Raw genomic sequence first — 18,153 nt, forward strand, 5'->3', positions numbered from 1 at the left:
CGTGGTTTCCCCCATGAGCGACTGCCGTGGTTTCCCCCATGAGCGACTGCCGTGGTTTCCCCCATGAGCGACTGCCGTGGTTTCCCCCACTCGCGCTTTGCATCAAGACAGGTGCGGACGCAGGTTCCGCACACAGCTTATTCTAGGGACAAAACCATGAACTGTCCAGAAGATCTTGAGGGGTTGGGTCTGTAAACGTAAGTTACTCCCTGAGCCATCCGCTCCTGGTATAGTATCTCTTCATGCCCGTCAGAATTAATGACCAGTGCATACCATGCATCTTCTTGTGGCAAATTGAACACAGCATAGCCCAACTCATCTGTCCTGGCCTGCCCTTGTCCGATCACCCGAACCGAAGCGTTGTGAACCGGATCGCCTTTTTGATCAAGGATCCGAACTCGGCTAGCTCTGTATTCATTGGGAGAGCTGGTAACAGCTGAGCTCATTCCTGTGGGGCGATCTGGGACTAGATCCACAATGTCTTTTTCATAGCCGTAACGTTTCGGCGTCATCCATTCTATACCATATTTGGCCTGTAAGTATTCCTCGGGTGGATTGGGAACGAGGAAAGTATCTCCAAGGAAGTCGATTGCTTTTAGCTGGGTTACCAGTCTGGCAGGAATCAGGACCCCAGGATGGTGCCTGATATAGTCTTTGATAATCTTATGGCACATCCAATCAATCCTGATGAATGACTTCATCATCGTGATGCCAATGCCGCTATCGTAGGGTTGAACTTCGGTGTAAAAGCCATGTTCCCTGAAGGCACGAACAACAGGCTCTATAACTTCCCTAGTGACTACGTGGATCCCCATCACAGAACCCAAATCCAAATCATCATCCCAGGGTATGAATCCATGTTCTCGGATCGCGCCAAGACAGGTACCTTGCTGCAGAAAGAAGGTCACACCAAATTGATCCAAAATTTGCTTGACTTCTTTAAGCACTGTTTTGGCAGTAACTGGGTCCATGGGTTTAAAGACTTTACATGAAAGTTCCAGAGAGGTTTTATCTGCTCCAAGGTTTTGTTGCACTATATCTTTCCAGTTTTTTCTTTGATTATCCTAAGAGGTTGTCTGAGAAGTCTCATTTGCTACATCCAAGCCCCCGTTGGTTCCCCGAGCGAGGGGGGCTTGGGGGGCAAAAGTCAGTATCAAAAAACTTTTCAGATATCGTCTAATATTGAAAATATAGAGTTACATTACCATGATTGGGCTAATTCCAAGTGATACGCTTACATTTCTTTACTTTGAATTAGAAGGATGACAGACTTCTACCTAACGGGGTTTGAGCTTAATGGCGGCAGCCCCGCGCCCTACCTGAAAGGTGGGCGTCTTGAAGTTACCGTAAGGAGAGTGGAGCCTTTACAGTTGGCAGGCTATGCAGAAAAAGTTTAAAACTCATTAATTAAGGGGCGTTGCTGAATCATGAAATGGTTTCACCTGAAAGGGGGATTTTATGATATTTTAAATAATAAATAAGAAGCCTAATTGATAATTCCAACATTGTCTTGATGCAAAGCGCGAGTGGGGGAAACCACGGCAGTGCGGTCATGGGGGGAACCCCCGCGTGAAGGCACTGCCTCGCCATGACCGCGCTGCATCGCTTAGATACATTTTTAGGCACAGCAATTTAATCTTTTTATCGTAACCACGCTCACTTTTAACCTCTATAAATTGTCGTCCACATTCCTTGCCTTTATATCTTTGTTTTCCTCTTTGATGACCATATTTATGAGTTTTATTGCTATGACATTTAGGGCATTTCATGGTTTTATTTTTATAAAACCATTTTTTGATTCAGCAACGCATTAAAACCGCACGTGACACATAAACTATCACGGCTCCTCCGTGGATGGTTTATGTGGCTGCTAGCTCTTTAAAAATCTTTAACAACCAATAAGGTTAACAACTTATAAATTAAATAGTTCTTATTTAATCCTTAATCCTTAATCGTTCATCCTTTTTTTGACTTCGATGGGATTTTAAGTGAGCGTGAACCCCCCTTACCATTGTCTTTCTTACTATTGTCTTTCTTACCATTGTCTTTTTTGCCAGAGTTTTGGGCTTTGACAGGACCATTGAGTTGCTGACGTCCGTTGCGAATTACTCTAAGCATGTCACTGAGGTGCTGCTCAATATTGTAGAGCACTCCGTCAGCGTAGGCATCTGCCCCATTTTGAATTTCCTCACACTCCGCTAGGGTCATTTGGCGCATTTGCTCCAGTTCCTGCTGGGCTTTGCGGCGCATCTGCTCAAGCTCCGATGCCGTTTGCTTGTGCATCGCCTCACACTCTTTTTGAACTTGTTGGCTGATTTGTTGGGCTTCGTGTTCCGCTTGCTGAATAATACCGAGTTCATCTAAGATCATTTCAGCACGCCGCTGAGCTGTCTCAATGATTTCTTGAGCATACTGTTCAGCTTGCTGGATAATTGCATCGTGTTCCTCAATGATTCTAGTAGCTTGTTGAAAAGCTAAGGGCAAATTTTCCCGCACCAAGTCGAGTTGAGCCAGCAACAGTTCTTCATCAATCAGGGTGCGCCGGGTAAAGGGTATGTGGGGGCTATCGAAGATTATGTCCTCGATATAGTTAAATTGCCCCTGAATATCTATGTCTCCTGATCCAGGATTAAAGGATTCAGTCGGGTTTGGGGGTTTGTTTTGCTCGGGTGGGTCGTACCGGGATGATTCTTGGCGTAACATCGGTATATATCTAAGGCAACCTGTTGGGGGACAAGATGATCGACGGAGCCGCCAAATTTGGCAATCTCTTTGACTACGCTACTACTCAAGAAACTATATTCGTTAGAGGTGGCGAGAAAAACCGTTTCGATTTCATCCCAGAGGGTATGATTGGTATGAGCCATCTGGAGTTCCTTCTCAAAGTCAGAAAGCACCCTTAACCCTCGCAACAGTACTTGAGCTTTCTTCAGTTTGGCATATTCCACAGTTAAACCAGTAAAACTGTCCACTTCCACATTAGGTAAGTGTTGGGTGCAAAGTTGAATCTGCTCGACTCGCTCAAGCACTGTAAACAAGGGAGATTTATTTGGATTGCGCAGCACCGTCACAATCACCTTATCAAAGAGTCTACAGCCACGCTGGATGATGTCAAGGTGTCCTAGGGTAATGGGATCGAAGCTGCCTGGATAGATTGCAATCACGACGCAAGTATTACCAATGGGTTCTCCGGTGATTATATAGCTTGTTTCACGGCCATGACATACTAAACTAATAGTTAAGCTATTAGTTGTTAACTCATTGGTGATTAGTCCCTAGTCATTCGTTATTGGTGATTAGTTTTTTTTGATATAGTATATAGCATTTTAATTGCAGCCCCACACTGTCCCCCCTCCATCCCCCATCCGTTCCACCTGTTAACCCATTTACATCTTTTAACCCATTCGTAGCGCCATCTGCCTATTGCCCATGCTACGCTGATCAGCAATGTGTTCACTACGCACACTCTGTGTGACGACCCGGTTAACCTCAACCGATGAAACGCCTATGGTACACATCAAGCGAGTGGAACTCTCGCGGTTCAAATCCTTCGGCGGCACCACAAAAATCCCCCTCCTGGAAGGATTTACCGTAATTTCTGGGCCAAACGGGTCAGGCAAATCCAACATCCTTGATGCTCTTCTATTTTGTCTTGGTATCGCCAGTTCCAAAGGAATGCGAGCTGAACGCCTTCCTGATTTAGTTAACCACAATAAAGAACATCGAGGCACTGTCGAAGCCAGTGTCACAGTTACCTTTGACTTATCTGACTTCAATAACTATGACGAGTTACAGCTTAAAGAGTTAGACGAACCGTTACAGGTTAGCAAGTTACAGGTTGTTCGCGAAGCGTGGCCGAAAGGCCAAGGTTCAGAAAATAACCTTCAACCCAATAACCTTCAACCCAATAACCTTCAACCCAATAACCTTCAACCCAATAACCTTCAACCAGATAACCTTCAACCAAATAACCTTCAACCAGATAACCTTCAACCCAATAACCTTCAACCCAATAACCTTCAACCAGATAACCTTCAACCAAATAACCTTCAACCAGATAACCTTCAACCCAATAACCTTCAACCCAATAACCTTCAACCCAATAACCTTCAACCGTCAACTGATCTAGAATGGAGTGTGACTCGACGGCTGCGAGTCACTAAACAAGGTAATTACAGTTCCCAGTACTATATCAATGGTGAACCCTGTACTGTTACTGCACTTCATGAACAACTCAATCGCTTGCGGGTTTACCCAGAAGGTTACAATGTTGTCCAGCAAGGAGACGTCACTAGCATTATTTCAATGAAATCCCGAGAAAGGCGGGAGATTATTGACGAATTAGCTGGAGTTGCTGCCTTTGACCGCAAAATTACCCAAACTAAACAAACCCTCGCCACTGTCAAAGAGCGAGAAGAACGCTGCCGAATTATTGAACAAGAACTGACGGCTCAACGCGATCGCTTAGCTGCTGACCGTGCAAAAGCCGAGAAATATCAAAAACTCCGTGCTGAACTCCAACAAAAGCAACAGTGGGAAATTGTTATAAAATGGCGATTGCTCCAGAAGCAAGTATCCCAACTCCAACAGCAGATTGATGCTGCTAAGACGAAAAAAGCGCAGCTTATTGCTCAAATTACTAGCATTGAGGAACAAATAAACCAAACTACCACTGAACTTGACCAACTCAATGCTCGGGTCAAAGCCTTAGGAGAAGAAGAGCAAATTGCGATCGCATCCACCCTTGCCACTCAACAAGCTGAACAACGTCAATTACAAACCCGACAGCAGGAACTAACTGAGAACCTACAAAATGCCGCTGTCAATCTCCAACGTACACAAGAGACAATTCAACAAGTCGAGCAAACCCTGCAACAGTTGATCGCAGAAAAAAATGATCTAGAGACCTTGTCTAAAACCTCCTTACAAGTCGCACGGGATGAGGCCCAAGCTGCTCTCAACCAAAGCCGAGAACAAGCCAATGCGATCGCAGCCGCTAGTGATGCCTGGGTACAACAACAAACCACCCTCACCAAGCACATCGACACCCTACTCAAAACCATCAACCCCCAAAGGACAGAGCAAGCTCAACTCCAAGAGCGTCAGAATCAGCTAAATCGGCAAATCGAAGACCAAACCCAGCAACTGCAAACCTTAGAACCAGAAATCGCCACCAAGCAAACCCAAGCTGTGGCATTAGACACCCAATTAACCACTTATTCCCAACAAGTCCAGTCCCTCGCCCAATCCTTAGGGAATACCGAACAACAACTACAACTCCAACAACAAACCCAAACTCGCCTGCTGGGGGAACAACGGCAAAAACAACGGCAACTCGATAAACTAGAAGCCCAAGCCCAAGCTCAACAAGAAGCCCAAGGGACCTATGCTACTAAAGTTATCCTAGAAAGTAGTATACTAGGAGTGTGTGGATTAGTCGCCCAATTGGGTAGAGTTGAACCCCGCTATCAGCTAGCCCTAGAAATTGCCGCTGGCGCACGCCTCGGGAATTTAGTGGTAGAAGATGATAGGGTAGCAGCGGCTGGGATCGAACTCCTCAAACAAAAACGCGCGGGAAGAGCGACCTTCTTACCTCTGAACAAAATCCAACCTAGGCAATTTAGCGAAACGGTTGTGCTACGATATGCTAAGGGCTTTGTTGACTACGCCATTAGGCTAATTGATTGCGACCCCCGTTACCAAAAAGTCTTTGCCTATGTATTTGGGTCTACGGTAGTCTTTGAAACTCTCAATGATGCCCGTACCTACTTGGGTAAACACCGCATCGTTACCCTAGATGGGGAAATCTTGGAAATAAGCGGTGCCATGACTGGTGGTAGCAGCAGTCACCGTTCGGGATTGCACTTTGGTACCAGTGACACTATGGAGTCCTCTGAAATCCGTAGCTTGCGAACCCGATTAGCGGAAATTGAACAGGTTTTAAACCATTGTGAGGCATTGATTACTACCGAATCTGCTTCGGTGAAACAAATTACCCAGGAATTGACAGAAACTAGAGCAAAACACTCGGAAACCAAATTACGTTTGGAACAGTTACAAAGAGAGATTGAGCAATCTCAGACCAATCAAGCCCAAATGCGATCGCTTCTGGCTAAAAACAACCAAGAACTCTCCGCTGCTACTCAACGGCTAGAGACCATAGCGATAGAGTTACCCCAACAAGAATCCCAACTTGCCGACTTAAGGCAACAACTGGCTCAACTCGAAGAGTCTCAAACTCATAACGAGTGGCAACAGATTCAGAACACCATTAAAACCCAAGAAGCTCAGTTGCGCGAGTGTGAACAAGCCTTGAGAAATACCGAGAAACAGCTACAACAGAAAGAGAATCAGCAGCAGCGCCTCAGGGATAAACTTACCGAAGGTCACCGCCAAATAGCAGACTCTCAAACCCAAATCGAATCTTGGCAACAGCAGCAATCAGCAATTAACACTCAGTTAGAAACACTCACCAAGCAAATTACCGAAACGACAGTTGCCTTAAGCCAGTTAGAGGAGAAATTGGGGCAACAGAAACAAAAACGCGATCGCACCGAGCAACACCTACAGAGACTGCGCCAACAACACCAAGAAACCTCTTGGCAACAGCAAAAACTCCAAGAAACCCAGTCTGCTAGAGCAGAAAAACTTGCTAGTCTCCAAACTCAACTCCAAGACCAAGCTGCTGAATTACCAGACCCAATACCAGAAATACCTCAAATTGTCAAAAAAAATTCCCCCTCTAGTGATAAAAAAAGCTCAGAGGTAATTACCTTGGACTCCCTAGCTGCTCAACTAGAACAACTACAAAAGGAACTGCGCAACGGACAGAAACGTCTACAGGCTATGGAACCCGTGAATATGCTGGCCTTAGAAGAATATGACCGAACTCAAACTCGCCTCCAGGAACTGTCTGAGAAACTGGAAACCATAGCTGGTGAACGGACTGAACTGTTGCTAAGGATAGAAAACTTTACCACCTTGAGATACCGTGCTTTCAAAGAAGCCTTTGATGCAGTCAATGAAAATTTCCAAGCCATCTTTGCTGAACTCTCCGATGGGGATGGTTATTTACAACTCGATGATCCAGAGGACCCCTTTAGCGGTGGACTAAACCTGGTGGCGCACCCCAAAGGTAAACCGGTGCGGCGGCTAGCATCTATGTCAGGAGGAGAAAAATCCCTCACAGCCCTTAGCTTTATCTTTGCCCTACAACGCTACCGTCCCTCGCCATTTTATGCTTTTGATGAAGTCGATATGTTTTTGGACGGGGCAAATGTCCAGCGATTAGCTAAAATGATCAAACAACAGGCTAAACTTGCGCAATTTATTGTAGTAAGCTTACGCCGTCCTATGATTGAGTCTGCTCAACGCACCATTGGTGTTACCCAAGCCAGGGGAGCATACACTCAAGTCTTGGGTTTAAAACTATCACCCAAAAGTACGGTTAACTAGATAAAATCTCATTCATCAAATCCAGTATTATTGTAAGCATTAAGCCCAAGGCTGATCAGCTATAAGCCGTTCATGATTGATTTTGGAGAGAACCGACCCACGAACCCCTCGTCCGAAGGGCGTCCTGTACGAAAAAAAAACCGATGTTCAGAGGTGATTATATATAACCTCTGTAGTCTGTTGATCAACCTAAGGGTGGCATTACCTTAGCTGAAAGCTGATAGCTGAATGCTTACGTATTAATGCTCACGTATTAATGCTCACGTATTATTTATTTTTAATCCATCAGGAGTATAGCTCAGGAAAAGCGAGATATAATGACAACGGAACAAATTCGTCCACGCTCCGATATCTTAAATACTCAGGTAATTACCCGTGACAATGGTAAGCGCCTTGGAGTCGTCAAGGAACTCTTGGTAGATATAGACAGACGGCAGGTTGTGGCACTGGGTCTGCGAGATAACCTCCTGGCAGTAGCCGGTATGCCAAAGTATATGCTCCTGAGCAGCATTCGACAATTTGGTGATGTCATCCTGGTAGATGATCAAGACGTTATCGAAGATATTGATGTCGATGCCTATAGTACCCTGATTAACAGCGAAGTGATCACCGAAACCGGTGAACTCTTAGGTCGGGTTAGAGGCTTCAAGTTCAATGTAGAAGATGGCACCGTTTCCGCCCTAATCATTGCATCAATAGGGTTACCCCAAATACCCGACCAGGTGATTAGTACTTATGAGCTACCCATTGATGAAATTGTCAGCAGTGGTCCAGACCGATTAATTGTATTTGAGGAAGCTCAAGAGCATCTGGTCCAGTTAACCGTCGGGGTCTTAGAACGTATGGGGATTGGCAGACCCCCTTGGGAAAAGGACACAGAAGACCCCTACTATACCCCAACGGCTAGACCAGAAAATCAACTGGGAACGGGGATTCCAATACGTACTCCTATCTCTCAGACAGTAGAGAATGCCAACCGAGCCCAAGATGCCTGGGATGACGATTGGCAAGAGCCAGAACTAGAGCCGATCAAACGAGAAGCACCAGTCCCGAAGAAGTATGTCGAAGCCAGATTAGAAGAAGATAACTGGAGCGATGAACGGGAAGAGTCCCCTCAGCCAGTGCGCTACGAGCAGCCAGTCTATAGCTCACCCGAGCCTTCCTATGGTAAAACTAACACCCAGGACTATGACAAGTACGAAGTCGAGGGTGATGCCTGGGATGATGACCGCTCCCCAGAGCCTTACAAAGCACCGCGAGTCAATATTCCTGAGAAAAAGAAAGCTCCAGAATACGAAGAAGAGGCTGGTTACTAGAGGACGCACAAGTCGAAAGCCCCGCGTTTTTAAACCGGGTCAGAAGTTACCGCAAGAATAGGGCAGCCTTTACGATTGGTCGGCTATGAGCAAAAGGGTTAAAACTTTATAATTAAGGCTGCCCTATTCTAAGGTTTCGTCTCCGGGATGAAGACTCGCAGCGACTTTAGTCGCCAAAAGGTTGACGATACGTTAGCGCCATAGTAAAATCTAAATATGGGTACAGGCTGAAAAACCGAGGCACAACCGGGTCAGAGACCCGCAATTGTTTGACCTTAAAGTAGTAATGCCCGGAGGGCAGGGAAAATCCTCCTTAAAAACCCAATCATCAACTACCAATTGGTGTGTGAACCCAGCAAGATCACAACTTCAGAAAATAATGGTACGGCGGGGCACGCCGAAACCAAGTGAAACAGAGGAGCAACGGACTCTATAAGGCACTTCTCAAAAAAGTAGCTAAACGCCTAAGGAGACTAGCCCGCTGGGTCTTTCGTGAACTGAACTAAGATTTTAGTCTTGACGGGATTTCGGTTTAGATATTGCCATTTGGACACGGAGGTTTAAGGCCGGTCGTAGATCTAGGAATCCCCGTCTTTTTAAAGCGGGGAGTGTCAATAATTAATGACCATAGTTGAGGGTTGTTTGTTGATTGTTGTTTGTTGACTGTTGTTTGTTTACGGTTCATGCTTAATCCTAGAGTTGAGCACCCAGTGGATAACTGGTTGACGGTCAACCCTGGCCTTTCGGCCACGCGATCGCTGAAAGCGGGACTTCGTCCATCGCGTTCAACCCTGGCCTTTCGGCCACGCTAAGCGAACAACTCGCTTCAATTCAAAATTATCAATTCAAAATTAAAAAATACCCCACGAATGAATTCGGGGGCTTGTATCCGTTGAAACAATTAAAAATTAGAAAGCTATTCATTTTGAATTTTGAATTTTTCATTTTGAATTCAAAAATGGTCAGTCGATACAGGCAAAGGTAGTTGTTGTTAGAAAATAGGTCTATCCTTGATCAATAAAGAACTAGAGAATTCCGATTTGGCTTTTGTTTCAGGATTTTGACAGAAGAGGGATATAGCGTTTCTCCTAGTTATGAGGTACAGTCAATTTTCGCAACCCCTACTCCCTACTCCCTACTCCCTACTCCCTACTCCCTACTCATTTCTTGGTTAACACAAACAAACTCCCCTGATTCCCCCGTCCAATGCGCAGGTCATCATCAAGATAGGTGATCTCTAACCAACCCTGTTGATTGTCCCTATTGATGGGAAAGTCAATAGCTGGAAACCTTTTGCCAGCTTCGATTTGCTCAATGAAATCATTGGCAGAGCTATAACTCAGGAAGCTTTGTAGACCAATGATAGACCTCTCGAAGCTAACATTAACCCGGCATTGAGATACTGGCTCGAAACTAGCACAAACACTGACAACACCTTCGAGATAAGGAATACCAGATAATTCAGCTATGTTGTAAATTTTAGTATCTGAAGTACGAACACATTGGTAGATTTGACCCAGTTGTACCAAGGGAAATCCGTCAAGATTCAAAAGTTCTTGACTCGTAGTATATAGCAGACGCCAGTTACCATCTAGCAAGTCTTGCGCCTCAAGGGGTCGAGGGGTAGGGTTTCTCCCTTCCAGTTGAGTAACTGCTGCGAGTATTGCTGTTTTATCGGTTTTGCTTGCTAATAGACCACGATTCTTTCCTGCGATCGCTTCTAAGAGTTCCGCCTTGCCAATCATAATATTTCCTCTAGCTGACTGCTAGACTCAAAGTTAAAGGTTTTCACCTCGTCCATATTAGCTGAAGAAGTCTATGTACAATCCTGCTCTACGTGAAATACATCGTGATCAACTCGCTGAGGTTATTCCCCTTAAGCAAGAAACTTCCCTTTTAGATTGGTTAGAGTCTAATAATCGCCTGATCCCACGGGAGAATTTAGAGGAAGAAAATCCCCTAGGTGATGACGTAGAAATCTCTGAACTGATGGGGGTAGAGGACAGTAACTACGAGGAGGAAGAAGAAAATTTGGGTTAACACTAACTAGTTTTTCGTAAGCATTCAGCTGTCAGCTATCAGCTAATGCGCTACAGATGGTACTACTTGAGGTGCTAGCAGGCGATTTAACTGCACGGGGTCGGATGAGTAAAACGAGCAGGGATTTTCAAGCAGCCGTACCAGCACCCCCTATGCTTGTTTACTACCTCCCGTTGATTAGCATGATACCATTAGGCTGATAGCTGAATGCTTACAGTTTTACCCAATATTTTTAGCCCAATTGCAATCAGAAATGATTCAGAATGAGACCGTTGCTGAATCATTTCTGAAATCCTAAAAATCTAGGTAGCAGGAAACCCCGCGTCTTTAGACCGGGTCAGAAGTTACCGTAAGAAGAGTGGAGCCTTATTTCATGAGTTTTAACCCTTCAATGCAACCGCCTGTCGCCTATAAAGGCTCCACTCTTCTGAGGTTTCGTCTCCGGGAGGAATGCTCCACAGTGGCTAAAGCCACTTAGGGTTCAACCATGGTGAGGGTCGGGAATATATCTCTGGATAGGTTTAGTGCTGACTTTTCCGCTGTCGAAAAAAGTAGGGCAGTTCCTGTAGGTGGGCAGTGCTTGAAACACGATACATTTGCGTGGACAAAGGGCAAAAAGGTAAGCACTCGCCCACCCTTACGATTAATCTTAGAAAGCAGTTCCTGTAGGGTGGGCAGTGCTTGAAACAGATACATTTGCTGGCAAAGGGCAAAGGTAAGCACTGCCCACCCTACGATTAATCTTGAAAGGCTTTTCCGGTTCTATCCCTTTGAGTTGACAAAGCTCTAGGTAATCATCCACTGCTTCGTGAAAACTGGCGCGAAGAGATTCAACATCCTGACCTTCATAACTGATTAGCCTACGAATATACTCTACTTTCCCGTATAAAATCTCATCTTGGTCGTTGTAATTGACTGAGCCAAGGTATTCCTTGTATTTCACCAAGTTATTCATTTATTTAAAATGTAAACATAGATCTTGTCGGGTGGGCAAATGGGCATCATCGCTGATGAAATTATCAAATTCTCAAAATTTGCCCACCCTACCCCTACCTGATACATCTTGATACCAAGTTGCGGTCAAACGTACAACTTTATCTTCCCCCAATCTCCCTATCTCCCAATCTCCCTATCTCCCAATATCCCTATCTCCTTATCCAACCAATCTACTATCTTTGAATGCAACTCGGTATGAGTCACAATCTCGGTACATTCATCCCAAAAACTCACCCATGAGCGTACAAACCAATGTATAGCAGAAGTCAGAAGTCAGAAGTCAGAAGTCAAACTCTTGCGCTTCTTGATGCAGTCGCTCATGGGGGAAACCCCCAAGACCGCGCTGCATCGCTTACTTAGGTTTGAGACTTTTCTCATGTCCTAACTGCCCTGGCGACTGCTATAAAAACTGGACGGTGCGCGCCTCCAAGGCCGTGAGGGATTGCTCACGGCCTTGGGTCGCACCGCTATGTCTTCGCTCTTTTCCCTTGGCTTATTTCACAGGACCGATGTACTTTTGTATTCCTTAATCTAGATTAACTTTTTTTGTTGCTAATATCTGCTGCTTCATTAAACGTATAATTATCCCAAACATTTGTGCCATCAGCTCCAGGTTTTTGAAAGACATAGGGGCGGTTAGGCATCGATTTAAAATAGTCTTTCTCAAACCAATAACCTTTTTGTTTAGCTTCTTGAATTTGGATAGCCCCAGTATTTTCATCAATTACAATTAAGTGTCCAGTGAGTCCATAAATTACTTTTTCTGGAAAAATATTACGACGAGAAACTGTATGATATGGCGGTTTCATAATCCCACGATAAAATTGATCCCGTTGTTGAGGTGGAATACCTGCCATTGCGTCTTTTAATGCTCTTTCTGTGGAATCAGTTCGATATAAATCAGCTAATTTAATCGGATCTGTTTCAGCTTCATGATGATTTCTTTTTTGATTTTCTAAGACAATCTCCCAAGGCACAAATATGGTTTCTATTTCACAAATATGGGTTTGTAATTGTTTGAGAATTTCTGCTTCATTATTTCCAGGGGGATCATTGAGCAGCTTTAACATTATTAAAACAATCCGCTCTCCTTTATTAATTGTCTCACTGTTTTTGATTTTATCAAAAATTTTTTGTATTCTTTCTTTGCTAGCTGAAGGAATATTTTGTTGTAACCCATCCCAATCAACATTACTATCCAAGGAAAGGTAACGTTCTTCCAGCATAGTTGCTATTTTCATCCAAATATCATATCGGGGATCGACAAACTTATTTAAATTCATTAACTCAATAAACCTCTAGTAAAGGTAACAGAGAGTAGGGAACAAAAATTATCACAATTCATTTAGTATCCCTATTTTATTTTTCTTCAAAAACATTCAGGATGATGCCTAAATAATGCCACATCCAAATCCTTAGATATTATTCTCTATAGTTTAAAGGTGAAATAGTTCGAGCGTCAAGCCAGAAAAGGCTCCATAATTATCATAGTTAACCCTAAGTTGTTGCAGTTGGGAATCTGTCACTAGCCAATTTGCAGCAATGTTAAAGGAGGTACCAATATTCACTTGTTCAGGACAACTCAGAGAAATACCATCAGGAAAAAAGAACATTTTATTTCCTGCCAAAGGCCAGTGCAGTTGAGTTGCTATTGGCTCAGAAACCTTTAAATCTGGGGTCATGGTAACAGCAGTTCCTTGCCAGTTACCACTCAGATTTCTCTCAGGTAAGAGATTGATTTCCTTTGACCAATATTTACTGGGAAAACCGGCTGCATCTTCACGGATACTTACTGCCCTCATCAAACTGCCATTACTATCATAAATAAGGGCAACACTATGTCTTATATCTTCATGTTTTAATAACAATTCGTGTGGCAATACCGCACCTGATTCTAACTGTTTACCTGACAATACAGCTGCACCTTGTTCAAAGAAAAATCCTCTCATTGACTGTTTATCATACTGCCAATTTTTTTCTTCTATCCTGCCGTCAGCATATATATAACGATTAGTGTGATAAATTTCTGTTTGTTCTGGATTACTGCGGAAGCTTCTCAAACTTTGAAATGATTCTTTTACCTCTCCTTCAGGAGAATACCTTGTCCAAATACCATGCCAATCCCGCAAATGGTTTACCGTGAAATTTTTCCAGTTTTGCTCTTTTAAATCCATATCATTTACCAAAAAAAATCTTGATTATTTGCTCATTATATCTAGACAGCCTGATCTCAGATGAATAATCTTTATGAAGTATTGGAAAATATCTTAGGGATTCCCTCCAGCATCCGACAGGTAAAATTCTTCCAAAGTCAAGCTATACAAAGCTCCAGATTCATCATACTTGACCCTTAGTTGTTGTAAATCAGAGGGGGTAATCAGCCAATTTGCCGCAATGTTAAAGGAGGTACCAATATTCACTTGTTCAGGACAACTCAGAGAAATACCATCAGGAAAAAAGAACATTTTATTTCCTGCCAAAGGCCAGTGCAGTTGAGTTGCTATTGGCTCAGAAACCTTTAAATCTGGGGTCATGGTAACAGAAGTTCCTTGCCAGTTACCACTCAGATTTCTCTCAGGTAAGAGATTGATTTCCTTTGACCAATATTTACTGGGAAAACCGGCTGCATCTTCACGGATACTCACTGTCCGCATCAAACTGCCATTACTATCATAAAGAATGGCAACACTATGTCTTATATCTTCATGTTTTAAGAACAATTCAGCCGGTTGAAACACCGAACCAGGTTCTAACTGTTTAGCTGACCATGTAGCTGCACCTTGTTCAAAGAAAAATGATCTCATTGACGGAAATGCTGGGTGAACAATTCCATCAGGTAACACCTTATCCTGTTTATTGGAGTGCCATTTTTTTTCTTCTATCCTACCGTCAGCGTATATATAACGATTAGTGTGATAAATTTCTGTTTGTTCTGGATTGCTGCGGAAGCTTCTCAGACTTTGAAATGATTCTATTATCTCTCCTTCAGGAGAATACCTTGTCCAAATACCATGCCAGTCACGCAAATGGTTGGCCGTGAAATTTTTCCAGTTTTGTTCTTTTAAATCCATTTTTTATCCCTCCACTAAAGTCCAAAAATAGCCATCAGGTGCAATAAATGAGAAACTTTTATCACCAAATTCGTTCTCAGATACCTGTGTTACCTCAGTTGCTGCACTACTACTAATGCGCTGGTGGTATAAATCTATCTCCTGTACTCTAATAGTGTACAAAGAAACGCCTAAGCAACCTGGACGGGAGTGGCTATGCTTGTTGGGCAGATCTGACCCTTCAATCCGCATAATGTGCAAGCGCCCAGAACGCACCTGGGATAAATCCGTAGCTGAGGCACCAGGCGGTATGAAGTCAGTCGTGAACAGATGCTCTCCATTTTCTGGACCCTTTAGTTCGAGGATATGACGGGACGCTTCACCGTATTGGCTTTCGATACTATTTACCCCACAAACCAAACCCAGTACCTGTTCGTAAAAGTCCAACTGCTCCTTACCACCTGTTACCACCATTCCTAGGTGAACGAACTCTGAGGCTTTGAAATGGGACTCTGGGTTAACAACCCCAGACAAGGGCATGGTGTAATCATGGCGTTCAAAAATGACTTGCCGTGTCAGAGGCTGGATGAGAACCATTTCATGTACACAAGGATTAGCTTGCACAAAAGGCTGAAATGGATCGGGACGATAAATCAAATTTCTCTGGGGTGGAACATAGTATACAGGTAAGCCAGCAGCGATCGCATCTTCGGCATGATTGGCAATATTAAACACATCCAAAGACAGCATCGCTCCCCAACGGCTACCCACCGCTTTTAAAGGAGTCAGTCCCAATCCTTCGTTAACTGGTTTCTCCCACACCATTAAGCGGAGCAAACCCCTGTCTTTAAGTTGATTGTGTAGTCGATGCGATCGCAAACTGGAATTGACACCATATAACTGATTAGCTTGGGTTGCACTGAGAGTACCAGATTGTCCTACACTAAAGCCAAACTGTTGCCAATATTCGATCAGAGCTGCTTCATCCTCTGCTGTTGCACCGATGGCGAGTTCGTATAAACCACTAATGGATGGAGCGTCTTCTTCTGCTGTTGGTAATGATTCATTAGCCATGTTACTTTGAGGGTTTTCCATCTTTTTCTAGGTTATGTCATCAAAGTCAAAGGGCGAAAAGTGAGAAAATTTCTCCCCCTTGTTATAGTGGCGGATTCCGCTAATAATTGGCCAGGCTAAACCCATGGAATTTTCTTTGACAAATTATCTTTTGTATGTATCTTAGCTCAAAGGGGGTTCGCGAAGCGGCTCTTTTGGAGCATCGCATCTACCATCAGCTTACCTTCAGTCCCACCCAAAGAATCCGTTGCGCACTCCACACTGTTAATGCGATTCGGGCAAAGCCCGACGCTGCGCGAACGCATCTACAAGCTTACTCAAGGATCCCACTGACAGAAATCCGTTGCGCAGTCCACTCTGTTTCACTAAAATTCTCCAAGACCGATAATGTCTGCTCGTCAGCCGTCAGCGGTCAGCATATTTTATTCAAAAGCACCTCAACTAGCCTCGCCTACGGCCAATGGCTGATAGCTGATCGCACCTCAAGTAGCGTGCCCGTAGCCCATAGGCTGATAGCTGAACGCGCACGCGTGCGCGTAGCGCATATGCTGACATAACCTCTTTTATTCTACTAGGCGCGCTTACCGAAAAGCTGAATAAGTGAAGGTTTTACAGGATTTTGCTACTATTTACTCCATTTTAAGCGCTACTCTAGTATGCCGAGCCAAAAACTGTCATTACTCTCAACAACGTTTTCCGGAGTTTTACTATTAGTTACTCCATTTCAACCTTTACTCTAGTATGCAGATCCAAAAACCGTCCTTGCTCTCAACTTACCAGACAATATGCTTTGTATCATCAAAATTAAATTGATTAACATTATTGCACTTAAAGGTTGAGTAAAATGCAAGAACGATTTGGTAACCAAACCCATAGTACAGGTTGGATAATTCAGTCTTGGGCGTCTTTTGTTATTTCTGTTTTTGCCATGACTATTGGCATTGCGAATTTGCCAGCAGATAACTGGATCAAAGGCTATTTAGGTATCGGTTTACTTTTCTCTGTTGGCTCTAGCATCAACATCGCGAAAACTACAAGAGATATCCATGAATCCAAAAAATTAACTTCGAAAGTTGAAGAAGCTAGAGTTGAAAAACTACTAACTGACCACAACTCTCTGCATTAATATCAAGTGCATAAGCTATCAGCTATCAGCTATCAGTTATTACCTATAAGCAGTAGGGTGGGCAGCTATCAGTCATTAATCGTAGGGTGGGCAGTGCCTACCAACGTGGTTTGCAAGCTTCATTATCTGTCTGCTGCACTGCCCACCCTACATGAACCTATCAGTAGGGTGGGCAGTGCCTACCAACGTGGTTTGCAAGCTTCATTATCTGTCTGCTGCACTGCCCACCCTACATGAACCTATCAGCTATCAGCTATCAGCTATCAGCTATCAGCTATCAGTTATCGGCTATTGGCCGTAGGCTAAGCTACACCGAACAGCTTTTGAATAAAATAAGCTGACCACTGATGGCTGACCACTGATGGCTGACCACTGATGGCTGACCGCTGACCGCTAACCGCTGACCACTGACCACTGACCACTGACCACTGACCGCTGACCGCTTAAGCGATTACCTTAAAATCAGAAATCGTCTCAATCCATACCCGTGCTCCACACTTTAGGGGATCATCTGGGCGATACATGACCCGACAAGGGCCATTGACTTCGACAGTATGACCGTAAGTATTGTTAGAGCCTCGTTTTACCGTAATCACTGGATTGCGTTCGCCGCTGTTGTGATTTTGGCGAATCACTTTCTGATTAACGTGGATGACGGCCTTCGTGTAATTTGTACGCTTTGACCAATTCCGCTTCGGTCCGCGAGTACCAGGGGTAACCACGGGCATGCCATCAAATAAAGGAATCACCCAAGTTCTACCGACTTTATAAGCTCCTTTAACTCTGCCCTTGCTCAACAGGAAACGGACGCGAGTGGCAGAGATACCTAGTAATTCAGCAGCTTGTGCGGTAGAAATCATCATGGCGGTAAAACCATTGCTTTAACGATATTATTTATATTAACACGATTTCCGAAAAGATGCAAACTTTGGTAGTTAAGGGTTGTAAATATTGAAATAGTGGTAAGGGTGATGAGGGTGGTCGGTTAGAAAAACTATTGCATTAGCGCCAGGGGAGGTAAGAGTCTTAAAAGTGGTAAGGGTGGTTAGTTAGAAAAACTGTTGCATTAACGCAAGGTGTGGTAAGGGTGTTAAGG

The 18,153-nt window shown here is 44.0% G+C and carries 17 protein-coding genes; 5 read left to right on the forward strand and 12 right to left on the reverse strand.

The window, feature by feature from the left end; all coding sequences use genetic code 11:
- Positions 1–137: 137 nt before the first annotated feature.
- The 5 genes from LYNGBM3L_RS25220 to LYNGBM3L_RS47835 form a co-directional block, all read right to left on the reverse strand.
- Positions 138–1,034: a LicD family protein gene (locus LYNGBM3L_RS25220; RefSeq protein WP_008188162.1), complete on the reverse strand. Its 897-nt coding sequence runs from the start codon at positions 1,032–1,034 to the stop codon at positions 138–140.
- Between the two features lie 516 nt (positions 1,035–1,550).
- Positions 1,551–1,769, reverse strand: a complete 219-nt coding sequence (locus tag LYNGBM3L_RS50600; RefSeq protein WP_438941761.1) for an IS1/IS1595 family N-terminal zinc-binding domain-containing protein — start codon at positions 1,767–1,769, stop codon at positions 1,551–1,553.
- A gap of 187 nt (positions 1,770–1,956) precedes the next feature.
- Entirely contained in the window at positions 1,957–2,703 is a 747-nt protein-coding gene (locus LYNGBM3L_RS25225; RefSeq protein ID WP_193374717.1) for a F0F1 ATP synthase subunit B, read from the reverse strand.
- Positions 2,610–3,164, reverse strand: coding sequence for a pantetheine-phosphate adenylyltransferase (gene coaD / locus LYNGBM3L_RS25230; RefSeq protein WP_008188166.1), 555 nt, complete (start codon positions 3,162–3,164; stop codon positions 2,610–2,612). The genes LYNGBM3L_RS25225 and coaD overlap by 94 nt, the downstream gene beginning before the upstream one ends.
- A 231-nt stretch (positions 3,165–3,395) precedes the next feature.
- Positions 3,396–3,629 (reverse strand): hypothetical protein, encoded by a 234-nt coding sequence (locus LYNGBM3L_RS47835; RefSeq protein WP_229414700.1) that lies wholly within the window; start codon positions 3,627–3,629, stop codon positions 3,396–3,398.
- On the opposite strand from LYNGBM3L_RS47835, the gene smc reads away from it, so the two are divergent.
- The 3 genes from smc (at position 3,526) to LYNGBM3L_RS48955 (ending at position 9,583) form a co-directional block, all read left to right on the forward strand.
- Complete coding sequence (smc, locus tag LYNGBM3L_RS25235; protein WP_229414698.1) at positions 3,526–7,455, forward strand: chromosome segregation protein SMC; 3,930 nt, start codon at positions 3,526–3,528, stop codon at positions 7,453–7,455. The genes LYNGBM3L_RS47835 and smc overlap by 104 nt on opposite strands.
- 317 nt (positions 7,456–7,772) lie before the next feature.
- Entirely contained in the window at positions 7,773–8,771 is a 999-nt protein-coding gene (locus tag LYNGBM3L_RS25240; RefSeq protein WP_008188168.1) for a PRC-barrel domain-containing protein, read from the forward strand.
- A gap of 683 nt (positions 8,772–9,454) precedes the next feature.
- Positions 9,455–9,583 carry a hypothetical protein gene (locus LYNGBM3L_RS48955; protein ID WP_267872090.1) on the forward strand — a complete coding sequence of 43 codons (129 nt, stop codon included), beginning with the start codon at positions 9,455–9,457 and terminating at the stop codon, positions 9,581–9,583.
- A gap of 348 nt (positions 9,584–9,931) precedes the next feature.
- On the opposite strand, the gene LYNGBM3L_RS25245 is transcribed toward LYNGBM3L_RS48955, so the two are convergent.
- Positions 9,932–10,516: a PAP/fibrillin family protein gene (locus LYNGBM3L_RS25245; RefSeq protein ID WP_008188169.1), complete on the reverse strand. Its 585-nt coding sequence runs from the start codon at positions 10,514–10,516 to the stop codon at positions 9,932–9,934.
- Between the two features lie 73 nt (positions 10,517–10,589).
- Between LYNGBM3L_RS25245 and LYNGBM3L_RS25250 the strand changes: the two genes are divergently transcribed.
- Positions 10,590–10,811 carry a DUF3134 domain-containing protein gene (locus tag LYNGBM3L_RS25250; RefSeq protein ID WP_008188170.1) on the forward strand — a complete coding sequence of 74 codons (222 nt, stop codon included), beginning with the start codon at positions 10,590–10,592 and terminating at the stop codon, positions 10,809–10,811.
- Between the two features lie 649 nt (positions 10,812–11,460).
- On the opposite strand, the gene LYNGBM3L_RS25255 is transcribed toward LYNGBM3L_RS25250, so the two are convergent.
- From LYNGBM3L_RS25255 to LYNGBM3L_RS25275, 5 genes are all read right to left on the reverse strand, one after another.
- A complete protein-coding gene (locus tag LYNGBM3L_RS25255; RefSeq protein WP_008188171.1) occupies positions 11,461–11,766 on the reverse strand; it encodes a type II toxin-antitoxin system HicB family antitoxin in 306 nt (101 codons plus the stop codon).
- A gap of 577 nt (positions 11,767–12,343) precedes the next feature.
- Positions 12,344–13,090, reverse strand: a complete 747-nt coding sequence (locus tag LYNGBM3L_RS25260; protein ID WP_008188172.1) for a hypothetical protein — start codon at positions 13,088–13,090, stop codon at positions 12,344–12,346.
- Between the two features lie 153 nt (positions 13,091–13,243).
- Complete coding sequence (locus tag LYNGBM3L_RS25265; RefSeq protein WP_008188173.1) at positions 13,244–13,981, reverse strand: DUF3598 family protein; 738 nt, start codon at positions 13,979–13,981, stop codon at positions 13,244–13,246.
- Positions 13,982–14,074: 93 nt separating this feature from the next.
- Positions 14,075–14,878: a DUF3598 family protein gene (locus LYNGBM3L_RS25270; RefSeq protein ID WP_008188174.1), complete on the reverse strand. Its 804-nt coding sequence runs from the start codon at positions 14,876–14,878 to the stop codon at positions 14,075–14,077.
- 3 nt (positions 14,879–14,881) lie between these two features.
- A complete protein-coding gene (locus LYNGBM3L_RS25275) occupies positions 14,882–15,952 on the reverse strand; it encodes a VOC family protein (protein WP_008188175.1) in 1,071 nt (356 codons plus the stop codon).
- A gap of 823 nt (positions 15,953–16,775) precedes the next feature.
- On the opposite strand from LYNGBM3L_RS25275, the gene LYNGBM3L_RS25280 reads away from it, so the two are divergent.
- Complete coding sequence (locus tag LYNGBM3L_RS25280; RefSeq protein WP_008188176.1) at positions 16,776–17,057, forward strand: YiaA/YiaB family inner membrane protein; 282 nt, start codon at positions 16,776–16,778, stop codon at positions 17,055–17,057.
- A gap of 443 nt (positions 17,058–17,500) precedes the next feature.
- Here LYNGBM3L_RS25280 and LYNGBM3L_RS25285 read toward each other — a convergent pair whose 3' ends face one another.
- Positions 17,501–17,920 carry a helix-turn-helix domain-containing protein gene (locus LYNGBM3L_RS25285; RefSeq protein WP_008188178.1) on the reverse strand — a complete coding sequence of 140 codons (420 nt, stop codon included), beginning with the start codon at positions 17,918–17,920 and terminating at the stop codon, positions 17,501–17,503.
- Between the last annotated feature and the right edge of the window lie 233 nt (positions 17,921–18,153).

The organism is Moorena producens 3L (assembly GCF_000211815.1).
GTDB classification, from domain to species: domain Bacteria; phylum Cyanobacteriota; class Cyanobacteriia; order Cyanobacteriales; family Coleofasciculaceae; genus Moorena; species Moorena producens.

What these genes read in the sequence shown, in the direction of transcription:
- LYNGBM3L_RS50600 (WP_438941761.1), bottom strand. Translation starts at nt 1,769, where the DNA reads ATGAAATGCCCTAAATGTCATAGCAATAAAACTCATAAATATGGTCAT.
- LYNGBM3L_RS25225 (WP_193374717.1), bottom strand. Translation starts at nt 2,703, where the DNA reads ATGTTACGCCAAGAATCATCCCGGTACGACCCACCCGAGCAAAACAAA.
- LYNGBM3L_RS47835 (WP_229414700.1), bottom strand. Translation starts at nt 3,629, where the DNA reads ATGTTGGATTTGCCTGACCCGTTTGGCCCAGAAATTACGGTAAATCCT.
- LYNGBM3L_RS25240 (WP_008188168.1), top strand. Translation starts at nt 7,773, where the DNA reads ATGACAACGGAACAAATTCGTCCACGCTCCGATATCTTAAATACTCAG.
- LYNGBM3L_RS48955 (WP_267872090.1), top strand. Translation starts at nt 9,455, where the DNA reads ATGCTTAATCCTAGAGTTGAGCACCCAGTGGATAACTGGTTGACGGTC.
- LYNGBM3L_RS25245 (WP_008188169.1), bottom strand. Translation starts at nt 10,516, where the DNA reads ATGATTGGCAAGGCGGAACTCTTAGAAGCGATCGCAGGAAAGAATCGT.
- LYNGBM3L_RS25250 (WP_008188170.1), top strand. Translation starts at nt 10,590, where the DNA reads ATGTACAATCCTGCTCTACGTGAAATACATCGTGATCAACTCGCTGAG.
- LYNGBM3L_RS25255 (WP_008188171.1), bottom strand. Translation starts at nt 11,766, where the DNA reads ATGAATAACTTGGTGAAATACAAGGAATACCTTGGCTCAGTCAATTAC.
- LYNGBM3L_RS25260 (WP_008188172.1), bottom strand. Translation starts at nt 13,090, where the DNA reads ATGAATTTAAATAAGTTTGTCGATCCCCGATATGATATTTGGATGAAA.
- LYNGBM3L_RS25265 (WP_008188173.1), bottom strand. Translation starts at nt 13,981, where the DNA reads ATGGATTTAAAAGAGCAAAACTGGAAAAATTTCACGGTAAACCATTTG.
- LYNGBM3L_RS25270 (WP_008188174.1), bottom strand. Translation starts at nt 14,878, where the DNA reads ATGGATTTAAAAGAACAAAACTGGAAAAATTTCACGGCCAACCATTTG.
- LYNGBM3L_RS25275 (WP_008188175.1), bottom strand. Translation starts at nt 15,952, where the DNA reads ATGGAAAACCCTCAAAGTAACATGGCTAATGAATCATTACCAACAGCA.
- LYNGBM3L_RS25280 (WP_008188176.1), top strand. Translation starts at nt 16,776, where the DNA reads ATGCAAGAACGATTTGGTAACCAAACCCATAGTACAGGTTGGATAATT.
- LYNGBM3L_RS25285 (WP_008188178.1), bottom strand. Translation starts at nt 17,920, where the DNA reads ATGATGATTTCTACCGCACAAGCTGCTGAATTACTAGGTATCTCTGCC.